Below are 21,778 nucleotides of genomic sequence, written 5' to 3'. Positions count from 1 at the left end.
CATGCGTACACACATCTGCGCACAGCGTGGCTTCACTCTCATCGAGTTGGTGATGGTTATCGTCATCATGGGGGTGATCGGTGGCGTGGTTGCGGTGTTCATGCGAGCTCCTATCGATGCCTACTTTGACAGCGGGCGCCGTGCCGCCTTGACCGATGTCGCCGACACGGCGGTGCGCCGCATGGCGAGGGATATACGCAAGGCTTTGCCGAACAGCATTCGCGTGCCAAACGCCCAGTGCCTGGAGTTCATACCCACGCGCACCGGGGGACGTTACAGATCGGCGGATAGTACGGCGGGCGACGGGACTGCCCTTGACTTCACCACGTCGGACAGTCAATTCAATATGCTGGGGAGCAATACCGCGTGGCCTGCGGATCAGCAGATTCGGGTCAATGACGTGATCGCGGTCTACAACTTGGGCATCGCGGGCTCTGACGCGTACGCGGGCGACAACACATCAACCGTTACTGGGGTGACCGATGGGTCAGAGACCGTGATCAACATCACCGCCAAGCAATTTCCATTGGAATCTGGAAGCCATCGTTTCCATGTGATCCCCTTGGATGAAAAGGTGGTGGCGTATGTGTGTGCACCTGACAATACATTGCGCAGAACTGTCACGTCGGCAAACTTCAACAGCGCGTGCCCATCGACAGGCCCCGTTCTAGCCAATAACCTATCGTCATGTTTCTTCACCTACAACGGGAGTGATCTGCAGCGCAACGCCCTGGTGCAGATCAATATGAACATGACCTCCAACAACGAGACGGTGAGCCTGTACCACGAGGTGCACGTCAACAATACGCCATGAATGCCGTTCAACAGAATCAACACGGATTTGCCGCTATTGCCGCCATTTTTTTGGTGGTGATTCTGGCCGCGCTCGGCGGGTTCATGGTGTCGTTTTCCAATACGCAGCAAATCACCTCGGCACAGGATGTGCAGGGCTCGCGGGCGTATTGGGCTGCGCGGGCTGGCCTGGGCTGGGGGTTGGCCAGCCTGACGGCCAGCAGTACAACTTGCCCCTCTCCCAACCCGAGGAGTTTTGTGCTGGACGGCTTTACGGTCTTGGTGACCTGCACGCCCTCGGTGTATTCGGATGCGGGGGTGAACAATGTAACTATTTACCGCCTAGTGTCGCGCGCCAGCCAAGGGGCTGGTCCAGGCGCGGTGGAGCGTAGTGTGTCGGCGTCCGTGGAGTTTTGAACACGATGAAGTCTCAGCTATTGAACAGATGTGTTCTGGCGCTGGTTTTTGGTTGGGCCGCCGGTGCCAGCATGGTTTCTTTCGCCGCCACGGCCACCTTCACCAGTTCCGGGACCTGGACGGTGCCCGCGGGTGTGACTTCGGTGACTGTCGAGGCCTGGGGCGGAGGGGGGGCTGGTGGCGGACAAAACCAAAATTCAGACGGGGGGGGCGGGGGCGGGGGTGGAGCCTATGCCAAGTCCACTGGTATTACGGTAACCCCTGGCAGCAATATCACCGTGACGGTGGGGGCCGGTGGTGTCGCTGCGAGCGGTGGCGCTGGCGGTACTGGCGGGGACTCTTCTTTTATCAATAGCTCGACGGTCATGGCCAAAGGGGGGGCGGGGGGGGCACCATCTACGGGCACTCCGCCTGCGGGAGGCCTTGGGGGGGCGGCCGCAAATAGCGTGGGTGCCATCAAATTCGACGGTGGCAATGGTGGCAAGGGGCGAGACAGCAATACGGGACAAGGCGGTCCGGGCGGCTCGTCTGCAGGCACTGCGGCGGCAGGAACAGCCGGGCCAGATCCCTGGTCTACCACCGCCGCCGGTACGGCGCCTGCGGGCGGCGGTGTGGGTGGCAATGGCGGGACCCAAGGCAATAACGGCAGCGCCCCAGCCTCCGGCAATGGCGGCGGCGGTGGCGGATCAGGCGACGGCAACCCGCGTACCGGTGGCAACGGTGCGGCAGGCAAAGTAATCATCACGTATGTGGCCCTGCCCACGGTCACCACCAACCCCGCGACACTGGTTTCAGCCCTGGGCGCCACCTTGAATGGCACCGTGACCAGTGACAACGCGACTACAACGGTGGTATTTGAGTATGGATTGACCACGGCGTATGGCACTACCGTAACGGCCACGCAAAGCCCGGTTGCGGCCAACGCGACCTCGGTTGCCGTGTCGGCCGCAATCACCGGTTTGGCGGCCGGTACCACCTACCACTACCGGGTGAAGGGGACCAACAGCACCGGGACAGCCAATGGTGCTGATGCCACTTTTACGACGCTGCCGGCTCTCAGCAAGGTCGCGAGCGCCGCCTCTGCCTCGGTAGGGGATGTGGTTACTTTTACCATCACGCTGGCCAACTCCACAGGAACTGCTTTTGCCAGTAAAACGGTGACGGACACACTTCCTGCGGGCATGACCTACGGTTCCTATGTGGTTTCTGGCGGTACGGTGGTCGTTGCAGGTCAGGTTGTGACCTGGACCACCCCTTCCATTGCTGCAAATAGCAGTGCGACGTTGACCTTGGCCGTGGCGCTCTCGCAGCAAGGTACGTTGACCAATTCCGTGTCTTCCAGCGGGTTTACGACGGCCACAGCGTCCGTCTTGGTGTTGGCGAATGCGGTAACCCATTTCCGTATGGATGAACCTGTGGGCTCTTGGACGGGAGCCGCGGGCGAGGTGTTGGACAGCGGTAGCACGGGACTTCATGGGCGTCGGATTACCACGACGTCGCCCACAACCACCAATGAAATTGCGCCAACGCCGACCATTGCCTCCCAGTTCTCATCGGTAGTGGGTGGGTTTTGCAATGCTGCAAGTTTTGACGGCAACGCGGTGGTGCAGGTTGCCGCCAGTACGCAGTTCAGTTACACAACCACGTTGTCTGCGTCAGCCTGGATTTATCCCACCAGCTACAACAGCAACGATTTGTCGTCCATTCTCTCCAACGATGTCAATTACGAGTTCCACCTGGATTCCAACGGAAAACTCTACTGGTGGTGGAATGCGTCCTCCCTGACCAGCGCCACGACGATCCCATTGAACCAATGGACCCATGTGGCCATTACGTTCGATTCGGCAAATGGGCGTCAACGCATATACATCAATGGTGTGCAAGATGCCAACACCAACAATTGGACGGGGACATTGCAAAACAACCCTTGCAATTTCTATATAGGCGGAGACGTTACCACCGGGTCCTGTGCACCTATCCCTTCGCGTAACTTTCACGGCAATATCGATGAGGTCAAGCTGTACAGCAAAGAGTTGTCTGCAGCCGAAGTTCAAGCGGATATGACGCTAGGGCGCTCCTGCTCTGGCACTTACGACCACATCCAGATTGAGCATGACGGTGCCGCTTCAATCTGCACTCCCGAGGCTGTAACGGTGAAGGCCTGTTTGAATGCCAATTGCTCTACGCTGTATACGGGGGCTGTCACGGTGCAATTGTCTCCCGCGGGCTGGGTGGGCGGGAATACCTTCACGTTCTCTGGGGGTATTGGTAGCAGACAGTTGAGCAATGGAACGCCTGGCAATGTGACGTTGGGGACGGTCAGCGCTTCGCCGCTTCCCACATCTGCGACGCGGTGTTTTAACGGTGCCAGTGAAACCTGCACCATGAATTTTGCCAACGCGTCTTGCACATTTGATGCCGTGGAGACGGGGGCGGCACCGCAGACGCGGCTGTTCACAAAATTGGCCAGTACGGCCTTTAGCGTGGATGTGCTTGCTCTGAGCACCACCACCACCATTAATACCGGCTACACCGGCGCGGTAGATGTTGATTTGGTAGACACCTCTTCTGCGACATGCCCCACAGGGGCGGGGTTGAATTCGGCATCCAGCATTACCTTTTCCGGGGCCGACAGCGGTCGCAAGCCCATATCATTTACTTACAACGCCGCCGCACCCAATGTGCGCGTGAGAATGCGTGTGGGTGCCTCCGCGCCAGCGTGTTCCACCGACAATTTTGCTATTCGTCCTGCTGCGGCGCAGTTAAATACCACTGCATTGGCTACGCCTCCCTCGGCAAGTGCGATGCCGGCCTTCAAAGCGGGGGCGAATTTTGGGTTGAGTGCAACAACCAATGTGGGTGCGACGTATGGCGGAACATGGACGCTGGACAGCAGCAAACTCACAGCGCAAACCACAGCGCAAGACACGTTGCAGCAAGCGGGTGGGGTGATCGGCACACTGACCCCCAGCTCTTTAGTTGCCAACGCGGGGGCGGTGAATGCCACCTACAGCGAGGTGGGGTATGTGTATCTGGCTCCTGGCGCCTACATGGATAGCAGTTTTACTGCTGTGGACAGGGCCGCTGGCGACTGTATTAGCAGTACGACGGGAGGGGCTAATCTTTCTGATGTGCTGTCCGGTGGCAAGTATGGCTGCGACATTGGCAATCGCAGTGCCGTGTCGCTGGGTCGTTTCTATCCAGATCACTTGGCGATCGTTGCGCCTGTTGTTACACCATTTTGTTCGGCTACTGCGCCGGCTGTTCCGTTTACGTATTTTGGTCAGGATGGCTTTGCGACTGCTTTCACTTTGATGGCACAAAATTCCGCGAACGCAACTACCCAGAACTACCGAGGTGTCTTCGCAAAATTTGGTCCAACGACGTATGCCAACTATGGATTCAGTGCAACCGCATTGCCCGCAGGATCGGTATTGCAAGCCAGTGCCACGGCGCCAACCGGTACTTGGATCGACGGCGTGGCTAGCGTCACTGCACGCCACCAAATTAGCCGCCCCAATAGCGCCTCTGCTGACGTGCTAGCCACCGTGAGCGCAACGCCTACGGACGGGGAGGTTAGTGTCTCGACCACTGCTGTTGGCAGCAACCTGCGTCTGCGCTATGGGCGCCTGCGCATGCAAAATGCATACGGTTCCGAGTTGCTGGCCCTTCCGGTCGCTTTGGAGGCGCAGTATTGGAACGGCACGTTCTACACCACCAATACGGATGACAGTTGCACCGCGCTGCCCATGAGCAGCATTGTGATGAGGAACTTCACAGGAAACTTGCAGGCTTGCGAAACTCAGATCACGCCAACGGGAACACAAGTGCTTGCCAATGGGCGTATACCCGGAGGGCTGATGCTTACGCGCCCTGGCAAGGACGCTACGGGTGTGAGCAATTCCGGTAGCGTAGACCTAGCTATCAATGTGACAGCGCTCGCGGCCGGCAGCACTTGCGTAGGCCCAACGTCAAGTGCGGCAACGGCCGCGAATCTCCCCTGGTTTGGTCCCAATATAGGTGGACGAGCCACCTTTGGCATTTACAGGAGCCCATTGATCTACCTGAGAGAGAACTACTAACCGTGTGTCAGATTTCTCTATCTGTGGCAAAAACCCCCTCTAAAGGCTGTCATGATTGCGTTACCAGCTATTAAAATGAGAGCAAATCACTTTGCCAACCGCCAGACATGATTGATGCACTGAACTTTCGCACTGCCGGCATGCCACCAGGACGGACCCGCTAACCATGCGCTGGCCCTGGAAACGCAAGTCCTCTGGCGACCTGCTCATTGTTTCGTGGGCGGACCAAACCTTGGCATACGTGTTGGCGCGCCCCGCCGCCAAGGGGCCTACCATTTTGCGTATGGGGGTGGAGCGGCAGGTAGGAGACAACCGCGATGAGCTGGTGCGCAGGCTGCAAAGCTTGGGCCTCAAGGGCATGCGCGCCCACATCATGCTGCGTCCAGAGCAATACCAGTTCCTGCAAATTGATGCCCCTTCGGTTCCGCCGGAGGAACTCCGTTCTGCTGCCCGTTACCAAGTGCGAGAGCTCGTGGACGTGCATCTGGACGACATCACCCTCGACGTAATGCAGCTGGGCGATGGCAATGAAAAAGGCCAGGCGCACTTGTTTGTGGTCGCTGCCAAAAGCGCCTTGGTGCGCGAGGTTATGGCGCTCGCAGATACCCAGAACTGGGATGTGCGTGTGATTGATGTGCAAGAGACGGCACAGCGCAATTTGCAAAGCGTGTTGGCTCGATACGAGGGACGGCTGGAGCGGGCGACTGCGGCCTTGGTCCTGTCCGATACCAAGCAGGCCATGTTGACCATCAGTGCCAACGAGGAGCTTTATTACGCCCGCCGCCTTGAGTTGCCCGAGGGGTTCCTGGCTATGACCTGGAGCCCAAGCGAGCCGACCCATGCGACTGACGGCTACCTACCAGTCAGTGAGTATGTGCCGGACTACAGCGTTGGTGGCGTGGTCCATGGCAACGACTATTCCGATGGGCGCAGCTACGCCGCCACCCCGGGCAGCAGCGCCCAGATGGACAGTGAACGATTGCAGCGATTCTTGGTGGAAGTGCAGCGCTCACTTGACTTGTGGGATCGCACCTGGAGCCAGTTGCCGCTCGCCGGCTTACGAGTTTTTGCTGGAGACCGGTCTCAAGAGTTGGCTGATTGGCTTACCCGTGAAACTGGACAGGCTGTGGAGGTGCTGGATGTGGCGCCTCATTTCCCGGGCCTGAAGGCAACGGATGGCGTCGATGCCGCTTACTGTCTGCCACTGGTGGGGGTGCTGCTGCGCACCGAAGGCCGCAAACTCTGAATCAGCCATGCCCCAGCAAATCAACCTTTGTACGCCGATTCTGCTTAAGCCGAAGCACTATTTCTCTGCGCAGACCATGGTGCAGGCCTTGGCCATATTCGTCGTTTTGGGTGGTGGGTTGTGCGCCGCTTGGGTTTGGAATCTGGCGCGCGCGTCAGAGGGGCTGCGTCAAGTGATGCAAACGCAAGGGCAGGAAATGGATCGGCTCAAGGCGGCCATGCTCGCGCGTGCAGCCAGCGCTGCGCCGCTGGACGCTGCACTACAAACACAGCTGCAAGACCTCCGTGGGCAATTGCTGTCCCAAGAAAAGGTGTTGAAAGCTCTGCGGCAGGGGCGGTTGGTGCCGGGTGCAGCTCACTCTGATCGCTTGGCCCTGGTATCCCGTAGCATTCCAGCACAGGTGTGGGTAACTGGGGTGGACGCAGACAGCAGCCGGCTGGAGATCTCGGGCTATACCCTGGAGCCTGCAGCGTTGAATGAGTGGGTGAATCGTTTGGCACTGAGTCCGCTTATGCAAGGGTTGAAGCTCGCCACCGTGAAGGTGCAACACACACGCCTGCTGAAGGTCGTGGGTGATGGCTCCACTGTTCCGCCCGGTCGTGAAGCCTGGTCGTTCAACTTGGTTAGTGCCCAGCCAACCGCACAGGTTGTACCCCCAACTTTCAATGGGAGGGCCCCGTGAAGCAATGGTGGCTGATGCAGGCGGTGCGCATTGACGCATTGAGCCTGCGTGAACGAGGATTTTTGTTCTTTTCTTTGATCGTGACTTGCTTGGCACTGGCGGACGTGCTTTGGCTGTCCCCGGCCATGGAGACACATGCCAAGTTGACACAGCAGTTTGGTGCCCAGGGTACAGACCTGCAGCGTCTGCGTGCTGAGCTGCAATCCATTCCCACGCCAGTGGATGTGAACAGGCCCGCGCGCGCCGAACTGGCCCAGTTGCAGCAACAGCTGCAGGTGCTGAAGCAGGATATTGCCGCTGCGTCAGGCAGCGGCACCCCAGCGCTGGAGCCGGTTTTGGTAGAGTTTTTGCGCCGTCGCGACGGATTGGTTTTGTTGTCGACGGCCACACTCAAACCGGATGCCGCGACCACAGAAACGGCTGTGCCGGGCGTTACGCGTCGGGGCGTGGAGCTCAAAGTCGCGGGGCCGTATGCAGAATTGGTGAAATACGTGAAAAGTCTGGAGCAGGCTTTGCCGAGTTTGCGTTGGGGGCTTATGCAACTGCGCAGCGAAAAACAGCCTCCGGAGTTGACGCTGCAGGTCTACGTGCTGGAGGTGCAGCCATGACGACTCAGCCGTATATCAGGCAGATCGTGTTGGGTACCCTGCTGTGCGTGGTTGCGTGGGCGGCTGGGGCCCAAGAAGCACGCGACCCCACAATGGCACCGGCAGAGGCTGCAGCCGCTGGGACTTCGGCAGAGGCAACGCCCACGCCAGGTTCGACCGTCATCGTGCAAAACGGCAAACCGTATCTGGTCGTGGGTACCCGTCTGGTAGCCGTGGGCCAAAAAGTGGGCACCACCACGCTGGAGCGTATCACCGAGACAGAAATCTGGCTGCGCGAAGGCAAGCAACTAACCAAGGTGGTCCGGTTCAGCGGCATCCAGCGCATCGCCTCCAAGCCAGTGTCGGCATGCGCGCCTGTCTTGCACAAACTTGCGCGCAAGACTGTCCACCCCCCGGGTCGGCGTAACGCCGCCCCAAAAGCCGCTACCCCTCAAGTAGCCCAATCCGCAGGCTCCTGCGAGGAGGGCCAACCGTGAAGACAAGACCTATGAAACAGCTGGACCGCATGATCCCTTTTAATTGGAGTTTCCATAGCCATGCGGTGCGATGCGGTTGGCTGCTGGGCGCTTGTGTGCTATCCGGTTGTACCAATGACCGCCCCCTGCGCACCCCCGATGTAAGTGCTGCAGTGCGTGCGGAGTTGCCGTCTGAGCCGGCCAAGCCCGCCGCGGGCGTACCCCAGCGCGTCAGTGATGCGCTGGCCGAGCCTGCACCTCCGCCAGTCGCCTTGCCACCGGAGCCGCGGCTGGACTTGCTGGTGAACAACGCGCAGGCGCGTGAGGTGTTTCTGGCCATCGTGGCCGATACCCGTTACAGCATGCTGATGCATCCTGATGTGACGGGTACATTGTCGGTCACGTTGCGCGGTGTCACGGTCACAGAAGCGCTGGAAGCCATCCGTGACGTTTACGGTTACGACTTCAAGATCGAAGGCCGGCGTATCACGGTTTACGCCCCCACCTTGCAAACCAGGGTGTTCACGATCAATTACCCCACGTCCCAGCGCACGGGCAGCAGCGAGTTGCGCGTGTCGTCGGGTGCGGGCCTGCAGAGCACCAATACAGGCAGCAATTCTTCAGGCTCAAGTTCTACGGGCAGCACTGCTACCCAGCCGGAGAACAGCAGGGTGTCCACCACATCGCGCTCCGACTTCTGGGGTGAGATGACTGGGGCCGTCAAAAGCTTGGTGGGCAATGGAGAGGGCCGCAGCGTAGTGTCCAGCCCCCAGGCAGGAATTTTGGCGGTGCGTGCCATGCCCGAGGAGTTGCGCCAGGTCGACAAATTCCTGAAGGCCACCCAGGCCTCGGTAGAGCGCCAGGTCATGCTGGAGGCCAAAGTGGTGGAGGTGGAGCTGCGCGATGGCTACCAGAGTGGCGTGAACTGGGGAGCGTTCGGGAGCGATGTGAATGGCCAAGCCGCGGCCGGTGTGATCGGTAGTGGAGTGACCAGCAGCAACCCCTTTGTGCAAGGTACCACCACGATCAATGGCGCCGTGGCCTTTCCGGCCATGGCCACGGGCGGTGGCTTGTTTGGCCTGGCGCTGGCTACCAGCCAGTTTGGCGCGGTACTGGGTTTCCTGGAAACCCAAGGCGATGTGCAAACCCTTTCCAGTCCGCGCGTGGCCACGCTGAACAACCAAAAAGCGGTGCTGAAGGTGGGGTCGGATGAATTCTTTGTCACTGGGGTCACGGGCGGCACCTCTAGCACCGGTAGCTCGACCACCACCAGCAACAGCACCACACTGCCCACAGTCACGCTGACGCCTTTTTTCTCCGGCATCTCTTTGGACGTGACGCCGCAAATTGACGATGGCGTGAACGTCACCCTGCACGTACACCCTTCATTGACCTCGGTGACAGAAAAAACCAAGCAGGTGGATTTGGGCAGCATCGGTAATTACCGTCTGCCGTTGGCATCCAGCAGCGTCAATGAGACCGACACGCTGGTGCGCATCCAGGACGGGACCATTGTGGCGATTGGAGGGTTGATGCAGCTGGAGTCCAGCCGCAATGCCTCGGGTCTGCCGGGCACCACAGGCATGCCAGGGCTGGGCGCCCTGTTTGGCAACCGTGCCAGCCAGGGACGCAAGAAGGAAGTGATTGTCCTGATCAAACCCACCATCATCCGCACTGCGGCAGACTGGGAGGCACAGGCACGCCGTGCCCGTGCATCGCTGGACGACATGGACGCCGCCCGTGCCCGGGTGATTCAGATCGACGGCGGTTCGGTCAAATAAATGTACCTGGGGCATTTTTCACTGCGAGAGGCCCCGTTTTCGATCACGCCGGACACGGACTTCTTTTTTGCCCATGAGGGTGCGCAGGCTTCGCTCAACATGCTGTTGGTCGCCCTGCGCAGTGGCGAAGGTTTTTTGAAGGTGGTGGGCGAGTTGGGCTGTGGCAAGACAGTGCTGTGTCGCCAATTGCTCAAGACCCTGCAGGGTGAGTGCGTGACGGCCTATATCCCTAACCCCAATATGGGGCCCGACGACCTGTTGCTGGCCTTGGTCAGCGAATTGCGGCTGTCCATCGCCATGCCGCCGCAGCGGCACCAGATCATGGCGGCGCTGAACCAATGTTTGTTGGAGCACGCCGCGCAGGGTCGGCGTGTGGTGGTGTGCATTGATGAGGCCCAGGCGATTCCCATGCGCACGGTCGAGAGTTTGCGCCTGCTGTCCAACCTGGAAACCGAGAAGCGCAAGCTGCTGCAATTGGTGTTGTTGGGGCAACCCGATCTCGATGACAAGTTGGCGCGCCCGGAAATCCGGCAATTGCTGCAACGCATCACTTTCAGCGAGTACCTAGGACCCATGCAAAAGCAACGGGTGCCGGCCTATCTGGCGCACCGGCTACGCCGTGCCGCCCTGAATGCCAATACCGACACCGCCTTGTTCACTCCCGCTGCCGCGCGCGCCATTGCCCAGGCCAGTGGAGGAGTTCCGCGGCTGGTGAATATCCTGGCCCACAAATGTCTGATGCTGGCCTTTGGCGAAGACACGCACCGCGTCACGCGTGCGCACGTGTTGCTGGCCACGCGCGACACGCCAGGCGTGGTGGCCCGCTTGCCGTGGTGGCGCCGTGCGCTGGGGCTGCTGTTGCCGCCATGGCGCCAGGGACAAGGAGAGTCCCCATGAGTGTGATCAACAAAATGCTGAGGGACCTGGACCATCGCCAGTCCTCGCCGGACAGCCCCGAGGTGCCTGGGGTGGGAGATGCCCTGCGGCGGCAAGGCGTCACCAGCGTGCCTTTGGGCGTCGTGGGGGCTCGCCGTGGTGCGCGCTGGGGATGGGTGCTATTACTGGTCGTGGTCGCTGCTGGTGCCGGGGGATGGCAGTGGCAGACGATGCAGACGGCAGAAGCGTTGCCCCAGAAGTCCACGGCCGCTGTGGTCGCCTCGCCCGCCATCGCCCCCGTGCCGGTGGTCGCAGCACCCCCCTTGCCGGCGGCATCCGAGGCGGTGGTGGAGGTTTCACCCCCTATACCGACGGTCTTGCCCACATCAGATTTGCGGATGGATACCGAGTTGTCTAGCCACCCACTCCCGCATACCGAGTCCGTCGCCGTGGCGCCTCCCAAGGCTCCGGCGGAGCCTCCCGTCAAGACGCCTGCGCCTGTTACCCCTGCAACGTTGGCCGAAGCCCCTAAAAAATCTGTCGCTGTGGCTGTGCCTGCCGCAACAACGCCAGTGCCGGCGGCCCCTGTTGCGGACTCGGTTGTTCTGGCCCAGCGCCAGCAGCAAGCGGCCCGCGAAACCCTGGCCCAAGCGCAGTCGCTCTGGAGCGGCGGTGCCCGCGAGAACGCCATTACCTTGCTGCAAGACGCATTGGCCGCCGTCGAACGGGCTGCGCAGACCAACCCCAGTGCAGCGAACACCCAAACTCTGGTCTCCATGCTGCGGGAGTTGGCCCGGATGGAGCTGGCCGAAGGCCGCGCGAATGCCGTGTGGGATTTGCTCACCCGGGAAGAGCCGTTGATGGCCAATCAACCAGAACTTTGGGCTTTGCGCGCCAATGCCGCGCAGCGCCTGGGCCGCCACCAGGACAGCGTGCAGGCCTACACCACAGCACTGCAGTCTCGACCCACCGAACAGCGTTGGTTGCTGGGTGCCGCAGTGTCTTTGGCGGCCTTGGGTCAAACCACGGCCGCCGGGGAGATGGCGGAGAAAGCCCGAACCGTGGGTCCAGTGAGCAAGGAAGTGCAAACCTACTTGCGCCAGCAAGGCGTTCCGCTGGCAGATCGCTAGCGAGAAAATGGGGCTCTAGCCCCCGAATATGTTGCGTTTGCAGCTATCAAAAAGATAACAAAATAATCGAGGCTAAACCGATGCGCGCAGCACCCGACGGTACTGCATAGCCTCGGCCACATGGGCCAGCCCGACCTGGCTGGTTCCAGCCAGGTCGGCAATGGTGCGGGCAATCTTCAGCGTGCGGTGGGTGCTGCGGGCCGACCAGCCCAGTTGGGCCGCCGCAGTTTGCAGAAACTTGCTGGCCGCAGCGTCCAACTGGGTGTGGGTGTCAATGTCTTGTCCGTTCAGTGCCTGGTTAGGTACTCCCTGGCGGTCCACGGCCAGGGCGCGGGCGGCGTCGCAGCGGGTGCGTATGCTGTCGGTGGATTCGCCAGCGGGGCTGTTGAGCAACTCGTGGGCGGGCAGGGCAGGCACCTCCACGTGCAGGTCGATGCGGTCCATCAACGGACCGCTGAGCTTGGACTGGTAGCGGTGCACCTGGTCGGGTGTGCAGCGGCAGCTGTGGGCGGGCGAGCCCTGGTAGCCGCAGGGGCAGGGGTTCATGGCGGCCACTAACTGGAAGCGCGCGGGGAATTCCGCACGCCGCGCCGCACGGGCTATAGTGATATTGCCAGTCTCCAAGGGCTCACGCAGGGCCTCCAGGGCAGCTCTGGGGTACTCAGGCAGCTCGTCCAGGAACAAGACTCCATGGTGCGCGAGCGAGATTTCTCCCGGTCGTGGAGGCGACCCCCCTGGTAAAACTCAGGTTAAATAAATAAAACCTGGGAATAATTCATGGTAATTGCGAAAAATGCTCTAGTCGCAGGGGAATCCATCAAGCGCGTCATCGGCGTACGAACCCAGAATGTTCGTGGCCAGATTGCCAAAAATCAGGAATATGAGTCCTTGATGGAACGGGACTTCCTGACCTTACTCCGCTTTGATCGGACCATTGAGTCATTTGTGACCCAGTCCATCACCCTGCCATATTCCCTGAATCAAAAGAGCCGCACCTACACACCTGATGTGCTGGTGAAGTACAAGCCCGATGGCCGGGGACATACACGGAAGATCACGCTGTATGAAGTCAAGCCGGAGGAGTATGCGGACCACCCGGATGACGAACTGGCCGCTAAATTCGCTGCAGCCAACTTGTATTGCGCAGACCGAGATTGGCTATTTGAGGTGGTGACCGAGCCAGACATCTACACCCCCCGTTTGAAGAATGTGGAGTTCCTGCTCCGGTTTCTGGACCGCAAGTGTGATCCAGGGCACGTCAAGCTCCTGCTGGATCAACTGCGCCAGTGGAATGGCTGTGCAACCCCGCATGTGTTGCTTGCCGGCATCTATAGGTCCCCGGAGACCCGGGCGCTCTTGTTGCCCGATCTCTGGGGCATGGTCGCCCAAGGAATGGTGCATACCGATTTGGACGTGGCTTTGACCATGCGTTCAGAAATTTGGGAGATCGAAGCATGAACCAAAACCTTAGCTTTGCACCTGGCAGTCTATTGATGCATGGAGCCCGGGAGTGTGTGGTGTTGGACCTCATTGATCTGGATAGCGTATTGGTCCGATATGGTGACGAAGGCGATATCCAGACGGTGCGCCTTTTTGAGCTCACCGGACTGAATGCAGAAGCAACTGGTACGCAGACCGACCGTGCGCAGCGCCTGGTATCTGAAGTTCTGCCCCTGATTTCTGACAAGCGCTGGTCCCAGGCAAGGGTCAGGATTCTGGCCCTGAGGGAGCTTCTCAGTCTGTCACCGTACAACCGTGGCCTGCCCCGGGTAGAGGCGGCGGCAAAAGCCATTGGTCGGAGCCCCGCCACCGTGTACCGATTGCTGGCGGACTTTGACCGGACCCAGTCGCTGCGGGTGTTGCTGCGTCTGCCACGTGCAGACAAAGGGAAGAAAAAGATCCTTCCCAAGGTGGATCGGTTGATCCGGGCGGTGATTCAGAAGGAATACCTGTCGGATCAGCGAAAAATGGTTTCCACAGTGATCACTGTGGTGACGGAGCGTTGCAAGAAAAAAGGCTGGCCAGAACCGCACAAGTCCACCGTCGCTCGGCGCATTCAGGAGCTGCGTCCAAGGCAGGTTGTCGAGGCGCGCGAAGGAAGGAAAGCCGCGCGCGGCCGGCATGATTTGGCACGCGGTCGACACCCAGAAGTGTCGTATCCCCTAGATGTCGTGCAGATGGACCACACGCCGTCCGACTATTGCATCGTTGATGAGGTGCACCGCAGGCCCCTGGATGGCGCGCAGACCCTGACCGTCGCGCTGGACATCAATACCCGTTGCGTCCTTGGTTTCACCATCATGCTGGAGGCCCCAAGTGTTCGGGTTGCTGGGGCGTGCATGGCCCATGCCATCCTTCCGAAGGAGCGCTTTTTGCAGGAAATGGGTGTTGACGCCATATGGCCTTGCTACGGCAAGCCCCGAGTGTTGTTTACAGACAATGCCTCCGAGTTTGGGGCTGAACATTTTTTGATGGCCTGCGAGGTGAATGGCATTGAGGCACGCAAACGGCCCAAAGGTGCACCGAACTTTGCCGGGCATATCGAGAGTCTCTTCAGCAAGTTCCTGCAGAAGATCCATGAGCTGGAGGGGGCTAGGTTTGCGAACTTGGTGAAGCGGATGGAGTACGACACGACCGGGCGGGCCATCATGACCATTTCGGAATTCAGGAAGTGGTTTTCAATCTTTGTCACCAAGTATTACCACCAGAGCCCGCACTCGGGTCTGAAAGAGCTGCCCCCCATCAAAGCTTGGGAGTACGGGATTAACGGCGTAGGTGACAAACCCGGCATGGGTTTGCCGGACCGTGTTGTGGACGAATTCAAGCTCAAAGTGGATTTTCTTCCTGGCGTTATGCGTACAGTGCAGGACTACGGAATCGGCTTCGCACGCCAGGAGTTCTCTGACACAGTCCTGCGCCGCTGGGTCGGCGCTCGGGATCCAGAAGACAGAGCAAAAGCACGCAAGTTCGTGATCAAGTACGACCCCTACGACTTGAGCGAGGTTTACTTTCTGGATCCAGACCTTCAGCAGTATTTTCCAATTCCCGTCGTGGGGGAGTTGGAACACCTTACCTTCTGGGAAAACAACATTGTCGAACGCAAGGTGCGCGAAGAGAATCGAGGCCACGTCAATCACGAGCTCATTTCTGAAGGACTGGAGGAGATGCGTGCGGTGACAGAGCAGGCGGCCAAGACCACCAAGAAAGCCCGTCGCGCGCTGCAACGGCTCGCCGAGAGTAAAAGGAACTCGCTTCCCAAGCAGCGGCGTAGCGCTGTTGAAGTTCCCGTTGCAAATGGAGCGGCCGAAACTTCTTCAACGGCTTTGGATGAAGACGATGACGTGATCCAGCCACTGCCAGGCGCCGTGGTTTCGCAAGTGCAGAGGGGGCAACCATGAGTGACTCGGGTCCAGCATTCCCCCACTTGCTCCCGGAGGTTGCAGAAGCGGCCCTGCTGAGCAACGAAGAGCGGTTTGCCTACATTGATGCAGATCGATGGTTGCCATACGAGCGTGCCAATGGCGCCCTTAACAAATTAGAAGACCTCCTAAACCGTCCACGCATCAATCGACCTCCCAACATCATGCTGGTGGGCCGCAGTGGAAATGGGAAGTCCCACATCCTCGACAGGTTCTCGGTGCTGCACCCGGGAATTCCCAATATGGATGGCCCCAACATTTTCGCCCCTGTGATGCAGTTGGAGACACCGCCCTCAGCCAGCGCCAATGATTTGTACGACATCATTTTGCACATGCTCAATCGGCCGCGCCCATCCAGCAGGGAGAAAGACAGCCGAAGGGAAGCCGCCAAAGACATTCTGCGAATTGTGGAAACGAAAGTCCTGATGCTGGATGAAATCAATCATCTGCTTTCCGGAACCGTAAACAGGCAGCGGGAGTTCCTGTTCGCGCTCAAACACTTGAGCAACGAACTCCGCATGTCCATCGTGATTGCAGGGACGCCAGAAAGTCTGCAGCTGCTGCATTTGAGCGATCAGATTGAGAATCGATTTGAAACCGTTCTTTTGCCCATCTGGAGCGTGGGCCTTGAGCTCAGGACACTGCTCGCCAACTTCGAGCAAGCCATTCCCTTGCGTCAGCCCTCGATGCTTTCCAAGAAGGAGGTTGCGGTGTTGCTGCATTCGTTTGGGCTAGAGACGATAGGTGCCGTTTCCCTGTTTCTTGCAGAGTGCGCCAAGGAGGCCATACGCAGCGGTACCGAGTGCATCACAACGGACATTCTGAAAAAGTGCGCGCCGCAGACAAAGCTCCAGCAAAAAGAAGACCGGAAGAACCTGTAGTCGATCCAAATGGCCATACCTGGAATTCCCCCAACGCTATGGCCCATTCATTTGTCCCCTGAACCGGGCGAGTTACTCAGTAGCTGGATGGTTCGATTCGCGCACGCACATGGACTGCGCGCCGAATCCATGTGTACCGGGATATTCGGGGTCCGCAGCGCGGTCTGGAACCGGGATATTGATCGATCGATGCCGCCATCGATGCTCCAGCGTCTGAGTAACACCAGCGGAATTCCTCAGCGCACCTTGGCAGACTGCATGCTGACAAGCTTCAGCGGGGTTGTGTCTGAAGCCGTGAATGCGCGTGGGAACTCACCCGGAATACTCCCCTTGGGTGTCTACCATCGGAAGCGAACGCGTTGCAGCTTGATGTTTTGTCCCGCGTGCCTGCGCGATGACGATTACCCCTACTTTCGCAAGATCTGGCGACTTTCCTTTGTCTCAGTGTGCCTGCAGCACGAATTGCAGTTGCTGGATCACTGCCCTCAATGCCTGAAGGAGATCGCGCCGCACCGGGTAGATATGCAATGGCGCTCGCAAACCACCCGAGGTTCGGCTCTGCATGTCCGGTGCTACGGCTGCGGCGGGGATTTGCGCCGGGCGACGGCGGTAACCGCTTCCACCGAGGATCTTGTCGCAGGGGCCTGGGTATTCCAAGCTTTGCAGGACGGCTGGGTTCATTTGGGGGATTCCGCCGTTTATTCACCGGCGTTCTTCGCGGGACTGACGGCGTTAATCCAGGGCGTGGATGACCGAGCAGACCGCCTGACGTTTGGCATGACACCAATTTTTGCAAGGCGCCAGTTGTTGCGGCAGGCGTGCGCACTTCTTGAAGCTTGGCCGCGTGAATTTCTGAAGGCCGCTTCCACCAAGCAGTGGACGACCACCACTCTGCTGTTGGGACGTAAACCGCTCCCTTTCTGGTTGCGCCATGTGGTCAAAACGAATCTGGACAGGGCGCATGCACCGATCTCTCCAGAGGAGGCGCACTCCATTTTTGAGCAGACAGCTCCCGTGGGTCGTCGCAGGAGTTTTTCACACGCAAAATTGGTCTCCGGCCGGACAGTTGAACGGCATCACGTGTCTCCGATGCGGGAGCCGGGTGTCGATGACGAGACTTTTGCGTTGTTTCTGGCGCAGATTGACCATCGGATAGCCCAGACTTGGGACGACCATGAGCGAGCGCACTTGCTAGCGGACAAGGTCATCTTTGCGGTGGCGCGGATCTATGGACTCACGCAAGTTCATCTGGTCAGACTGTCTTTGGCGGATGGTCGTGACATGGCGAATGACGATGTACCGGTTTTCTGGGCCGGTCCCACTACCAAATTGGAAGTTGGTGCGTGGGTGGGGTGGTACCTAAGGAGCGTCCGTCCCCGGTTGCACCCGGCTATGGGGAATGACAGTCTTTTTGTGGGTAGGGTGGGAGGTAAACCCTTGAGCGCCAATGCTATTGGCGAGCGGTTTGCTCGCCACTGCGGTGACGCCTACTTGAGACGGCAGATTCCTGGCTATGTGGAATTGGCGCTTCCACTGTAGTTAGAGCAGCCGACATAACCACTTCTGCACAAAGATCAAAGTAGTACGCAAGCCGCGGTGCAACTCTGCGATGCCGATAGCCCAAGGCTTACCGTCCAACCGCAGCGTCCATCCAGAATTTGAGTTGCGAATTATTGACCTGCCCATCTGCGTCGAAGTATTTGCCCAGCCAGGCCTCCGGCTTGCTCTCCAGTTCCAGAGCGTCCTTCTGGCCGCCATTGAGTTTGAATCGGTAACGTGCAGAAAAATGGTCATAGACATCCAAGACATGGGTGGTATAGGCCATGGCCAACTTCTTGTTGCCGCGGACAATGAGCAGGTTTTCGTCGTTGTCGAAGGAGGCCTTGTGGCCCAGGTTGTGGCTGCCGGTGGCGACCACACAGTCGTCCGCGAAAGGGTCGATCACAACGATCTTGTCGTGGATGATGGCGTATCCGGCGTTGAGGATCTCTTTCTTCCAGCCGTCGGGCACCTTCGAGTCAAAAGCTTCAGCGCCGAACACTCGTGGGTCTTGCTTGGGCGGGGGATTCTTCTGGCCTTTCACCTTGGCAGGCGGCGTCATCCCTTTGAGTTCGTAGTAGAAGCCCTCGGAAGCCGACTTGTTGGTCACGCAGCCTCGAACAAACAGGTTTTTGTTGGCGCGCGCAGCTTGTGCTGTCCAGTTGGCCAGGCTGGGGGTGCCGGGATAGAACGCCAGGAACAATACGGAGTGACGCGCCTGACCGATGAGCGTTGCCAGTTCCTCCATGTCGGGTGGCCGCTTTTCGGTCGCCTTGGCACTTGAGCTGCGCGCCTTGGGAGTGTTTGGCGAGAACCAACTCGAAGCCGCTATGCCGTCGCCCAGTGGAATGTCCGTGCCCTCAGCATCCCAGGCACGCAGAGTGGCACCTTGCAGGTTTTTGGGAATGCCGTCGGCGTCGTCCGTATCCTTTGCCAACTGTTTCCAATACGCTAGGTAGCGTTTGGCAACTGCTTCGTTGTCTATGACGATGGTGTTGTTGGTTTGGGTGCAAAGTCCCGTACTGGTCCAGTTGGTGGATCCTGTGAGGATTGCTTTGGGCGTTCCCTTGGAATCCACGTACACCAAGAACTTGTTATGGGCGATGTGGCCGCTGGGCATGATGCGGTCGTGAATTTCGTTTGCCGATTTCGTGAGGGTCTCACGTGCTTCCTGATTGCCGTCCACTTTGACCGTCTTGGTTTTGGTCTTGCCCGTTTTGGGACTTGTCACCTTGACCGGCTCTCCCTCGTCATCCAAGACGTCTTCATCCTCTTTGGAGTCACCCAGCACGATGTGCAGTCGCTTGCCCAGTCCAGACAGCCCCTCAATCAGCTGCGCGTCCTTGAGTTCATAGAGTGCGGCGTAAATTGTCCCAGTCTTGTCTGCACGTGCCAGGAAACCCTCCAGCGCCTCAACCATGTCTCCTGACAGACTTTCTCGCAACTTGCTCTTGGGATCAGACACTTGCTCAATCAGAGAGTCCTTCATGTTTTTCGGGCCCAGCGCACGTGCGACGCGCTGGGTGGAAATCAATCCGCGGTTGAAGTAAACGCGCAGTCCGTTGTCAAGGATCGGTGTGATTTCCACTTCGTTGGTGATAAGCACCGCCAGATGTGCCATGGGAACCAAGTTGCCTGGTTTGCCTTCCATGGGGACGATCTTGTAGCGGAAGGTGCGCTGGCCGGTACGTTCGGCTTCCAGCCGCGCATAGGGGTCTTTCCAGTAGAACTTCTGAACGGGAAGCTCTTCGGTCGTCCACTTCGTGGGAACGACCCCTTTGAACCTCGCTTGTCCCGGCAGAACGGTTTCCTTTCCGTCTTTGTCGATACGGTAGATCGCAAACCCCATACACCCCTCGGGCCGTCGCCCGTAACTCCAGGCAACCATGATGACGTCGTTGTTGGCGAAAGCGACTGCGTTCTGCATAAGTTCCTCCTCAGGTGGTCAGTGGGTTGGCGGTGCTGGGTGCTTGCTTCGAAAAAGTTCAATGAAAACCAAGCGGAACCACGCCTGCCGGCGATGTGGCAGCTCGCAGGTCGGGTAGTCGCTGGCATGGAGATGTGAAAGAGGGGGCTGACCTAGGAGCAGCAGTACACGAGGGGTACCCCGCCCAGGACGTATCAGTCCGGCAGACAGGACAAACAGCGACCCAGATCCGGGCGCTTGATCTTGATGCGAGCATTTCCTCCCCTTGAGAAGCGGTGCCAATGACGATCAGGTGTTTGCCCGGCCATTGCGTGCTTTCTTGTGTGACCGAAGCCTATCGATTCGAAGCTTTTGGTGCAATCCCCCGTTTGGGGGAGCGCACCATCGCACCTTGCGATGGCGATGACGCTTTGACTGGGAGCGTCGGCGTCATTTAACGCAGTCTGCAGACTCTCAGCCTTCTCCCCAAAGCGGCGATACTCGGCGCCGTCGGCGGTAACTTTTCCGTGGTGGTTTCACGTGATGGCGCAATTGCGATATGGTGACGCAATTGAGCCATCACGCGCCACATATGTTGACCATCAGCGAAAATGAATTCAGGGACCATTTGTTTCGTCACCACAAAGACGATTTGTCTACCCTCGTCATCGGTCGGCGTGAGCCGGTGAAATGGACCGGGAACTCTTTTCCACCCATTCGGTTTCTGTTGCAGCAGCGCACAGAACGCAAGATCAATGAAATTCTCGACAACTTGCAGGCCCTCGTTCTGACATCGAAGGAATTGCAGCTTGACCGCGGTGGATCACATCCCACTCGGGTTGACTTACTAGGAAATTCGGAATCGACGGGCCTGACCATCGTCGAGCTGAAGAAATCAAATCAGACAGAGCGCCAAGCCTTCACAGAGTTGTTGGCGTATTCCAACTACTTTTGCTCACTCTTCCCTGGTCTTAAAGAGCAGGCTGTGACTTCAGTTCTCGTCGCGCCGATGGAAGGCCGGACCGTAAAGGACGCGTTTGTTCAGGAGCTTGTCTCTAATGAGAAAAATATCATCGCGCTGATCCCGCACGAAGACGCCGGCAAATTCACGCTGGAGGTCTACTACCCTAGCGAAGAGTATTACCAGACCTTCGAACAGAACATTTTGAACGACAACTCGATGATTTGCGTCGCCCTTTCGTTCCCGATGATCAAAGGCTGGATCGATCCTGATGAAGGCAACGGAAGCGCCCCGCCAAGCTATACCCTAAATGCTCTCAATGTCATCAGTAACTCGATTGCCCAAAAGCTTGAAGCCGAAGGTTTTCACGCTCTTATTTATGCAAACCAGAAATGGGGAGAGCTGACGAAGCTCTTTCCCAACCCAAATACCATTGTCATCGCGGCAATGAATCCCTTTTGCTCGTACCGCACGTCAGTCCATGAGGGTGTTGTCTATGGCTATTCAGATGAAGGTCGGCTCGCGCAGGTTCAGGCGATTTACGATCAACTGACAGACGATGGAAAAGACTATTGGGTCGACACCTTGGAGAGCAATTTCCACGACAAACTGATCCGGGTTTCGCGCGAGCAGTTCGAATTTTGCTTCTTGGGCAAGACTGGCACGATTAGGCCGGAAATTTCGCTACCAAACTGGTACGGCTTCAAGACAAGCATCGTTGATGCGGTTACCACGCATAACCTCGATCTGTATCGGACCGGCCTGCTTCGAGATATTTATCTTGAATATATCGAATACATCTATGACAAGAAGGTCGACGAGATTTACTACAACGATGACCTTCCCAAATTCGCATACAAAACGCTGAGCCCGTTCCTATCAAGCTGGGAAATTTTCAGGGGGTTGGGCTACGACGAAGATGAGGATACGGACAACGACCAACATGACGACGACAAATAGCTTGAATGGACCACGATAACGATTTAGCGGGTCGTCCGTCAGG

16 protein-coding genes and 1 pseudogene are annotated in these 21,778 nt (G+C 58.4%); 15 read left to right on the top strand and 2 right to left on the bottom strand.

The window, feature by feature from the left end:
- The first annotated feature begins 1 nt into the window (after position 1).
- From AC07OE_RS13260 to AC07OE_RS13215, 10 genes are all read left to right on the top strand, one after another.
- On the top strand, positions 2 to 814 hold the full coding sequence (locus tag AC07OE_RS13260) for a prepilin-type N-terminal cleavage/methylation domain-containing protein (protein WP_495071038.1): 813 nt from the start codon (positions 2 to 4) through the stop codon (positions 812 to 814).
- Complete coding sequence (locus AC07OE_RS13255) at positions 811 to 1,209, top strand: hypothetical protein (RefSeq protein ID WP_495071037.1); 399 nt, start codon at positions 811 to 813, stop codon at positions 1,207 to 1,209. The genes AC07OE_RS13260 and AC07OE_RS13255 overlap by 4 nt, the downstream gene beginning before the upstream one ends.
- Before the next feature lie 5 nt (positions 1,210 to 1,214).
- Positions 1,215 to 5,291, top strand: a complete 4,077-nt coding sequence (locus AC07OE_RS13250) for a LamG-like jellyroll fold domain-containing protein (RefSeq protein WP_495071036.1) — start codon at positions 1,215 to 1,217, stop codon at positions 5,289 to 5,291.
- A 166-nt stretch (positions 5,292 to 5,457) separates the two neighbouring features.
- Complete coding sequence (locus AC07OE_RS13245; RefSeq protein WP_495071035.1) at positions 5,458 to 6,537, top strand: hypothetical protein; 1,080 nt, start codon at positions 5,458 to 5,460, stop codon at positions 6,535 to 6,537.
- 7 nt (positions 6,538 to 6,544) lie between these two features.
- Positions 6,545 to 7,219 (top strand): PilN domain-containing protein, encoded by a 675-nt coding sequence (locus tag AC07OE_RS13240; protein WP_495071034.1) that lies wholly within the window; start codon positions 6,545 to 6,547, stop codon positions 7,217 to 7,219.
- Positions 7,216 to 7,827, top strand: a complete 612-nt coding sequence (locus AC07OE_RS13235) for a hypothetical protein (RefSeq protein WP_495071033.1) — start codon at positions 7,216 to 7,218, stop codon at positions 7,825 to 7,827. The genes AC07OE_RS13240 and AC07OE_RS13235 overlap by 4 nt, the downstream gene beginning before the upstream one ends.
- On the top strand, positions 7,824 to 8,303 hold the full coding sequence (locus tag AC07OE_RS13230; RefSeq protein ID WP_495071032.1) for a hypothetical protein: 480 nt from the start codon (positions 7,824 to 7,826) through the stop codon (positions 8,301 to 8,303). The genes AC07OE_RS13235 and AC07OE_RS13230 overlap by 4 nt, the downstream gene beginning before the upstream one ends.
- 11 nt (positions 8,304 to 8,314) lie before the next feature.
- Complete coding sequence (locus AC07OE_RS13225; RefSeq protein ID WP_495071031.1) at positions 8,315 to 10,063, top strand: secretin GspD/PilQ domain-containing protein; 1,749 nt, start codon at positions 8,315 to 8,317, stop codon at positions 10,061 to 10,063.
- A complete protein-coding gene (locus AC07OE_RS13220) occupies positions 10,064 to 10,960 on the top strand; it encodes an ExeA family protein (protein WP_495071030.1) in 897 nt (298 codons plus the stop codon).
- Positions 10,957 to 12,069: a hypothetical protein gene (locus tag AC07OE_RS13215; RefSeq protein ID WP_495071029.1), complete on the top strand. Its 1,113-nt coding sequence runs from the start codon at positions 10,957 to 10,959 to the stop codon at positions 12,067 to 12,069. The genes AC07OE_RS13220 and AC07OE_RS13215 overlap by 4 nt, the downstream gene beginning before the upstream one ends.
- A gap of 72 nt (positions 12,070 to 12,141) precedes the next feature.
- Here the strand turns inward: AC07OE_RS13215 and AC07OE_RS13210 are convergent.
- Positions 12,142 to 12,804, bottom strand: a pseudogene (locus AC07OE_RS13210) (ATP-binding protein); the annotation flags it as partial.
- A gap of 42 nt (positions 12,805 to 12,846) precedes the next feature.
- Here AC07OE_RS13210 and AC07OE_RS13205 point away from each other — a divergent pair.
- The 4 genes from AC07OE_RS13205 to AC07OE_RS13190 are packed head-to-tail and all read left to right on the top strand — an operon-like array spanning position 12,847 to position 17,908.
- Positions 12,847 to 13,527 carry a TnsA endonuclease N-terminal domain-containing protein gene (locus AC07OE_RS13205; RefSeq protein ID WP_495071028.1) on the top strand — a complete coding sequence of 227 codons (681 nt, stop codon included), beginning with the start codon at positions 12,847 to 12,849 and terminating at the stop codon, positions 13,525 to 13,527.
- Positions 13,524 to 15,467, top strand: a complete 1,944-nt coding sequence (locus tag AC07OE_RS13200) for a transposase (RefSeq protein WP_495071027.1) — start codon at positions 13,524 to 13,526, stop codon at positions 15,465 to 15,467. The genes AC07OE_RS13205 and AC07OE_RS13200 overlap by 4 nt, the downstream gene beginning before the upstream one ends.
- Positions 15,464 to 16,369 carry a TniB family NTP-binding protein gene (locus tag AC07OE_RS13195; RefSeq protein WP_495071026.1) on the top strand — a complete coding sequence of 302 codons (906 nt, stop codon included), beginning with the start codon at positions 15,464 to 15,466 and terminating at the stop codon, positions 16,367 to 16,369. The genes AC07OE_RS13200 and AC07OE_RS13195 overlap by 4 nt, the downstream gene beginning before the upstream one ends.
- Before the next feature lie 9 nt (positions 16,370 to 16,378).
- Positions 16,379 to 17,908, top strand: coding sequence for a TniQ family protein (locus tag AC07OE_RS13190; RefSeq protein WP_495071025.1), 1,530 nt, complete (start codon positions 16,379 to 16,381; stop codon positions 17,906 to 17,908).
- 88 nt (positions 17,909 to 17,996) lie between these two features.
- Here AC07OE_RS13190 and AC07OE_RS13185 read toward each other — a convergent pair whose 3' ends face one another.
- The gene (locus tag AC07OE_RS13185) at positions 17,997 to 19,835 is read right to left on the bottom strand and encodes a phospholipase D-like domain-containing protein (RefSeq protein ID WP_495071024.1); all 1,839 of its coding nucleotides are present in this window, start codon (positions 19,833 to 19,835) and stop codon (positions 17,997 to 17,999) included.
- Between the two features lie 538 nt (positions 19,836 to 20,373).
- Between AC07OE_RS13185 and AC07OE_RS13180 the strand changes: the two genes are divergently transcribed.
- Positions 20,374 to 21,735 carry a hypothetical protein gene (locus tag AC07OE_RS13180; protein ID WP_495071023.1) on the top strand — a complete coding sequence of 454 codons (1,362 nt, stop codon included), beginning with the start codon at positions 20,374 to 20,376 and terminating at the stop codon, positions 21,733 to 21,735.
- Positions 21,736 to 21,778 lie beyond the last annotated feature (43 nt).

The organism is Rhodoferax sp. GW821-FHT09E07 (assembly GCF_059416145.1).
Note: the sequence above shows the minus strand (reverse complement) of the source record. Positions and strands in the feature narration are given on the sequence as shown.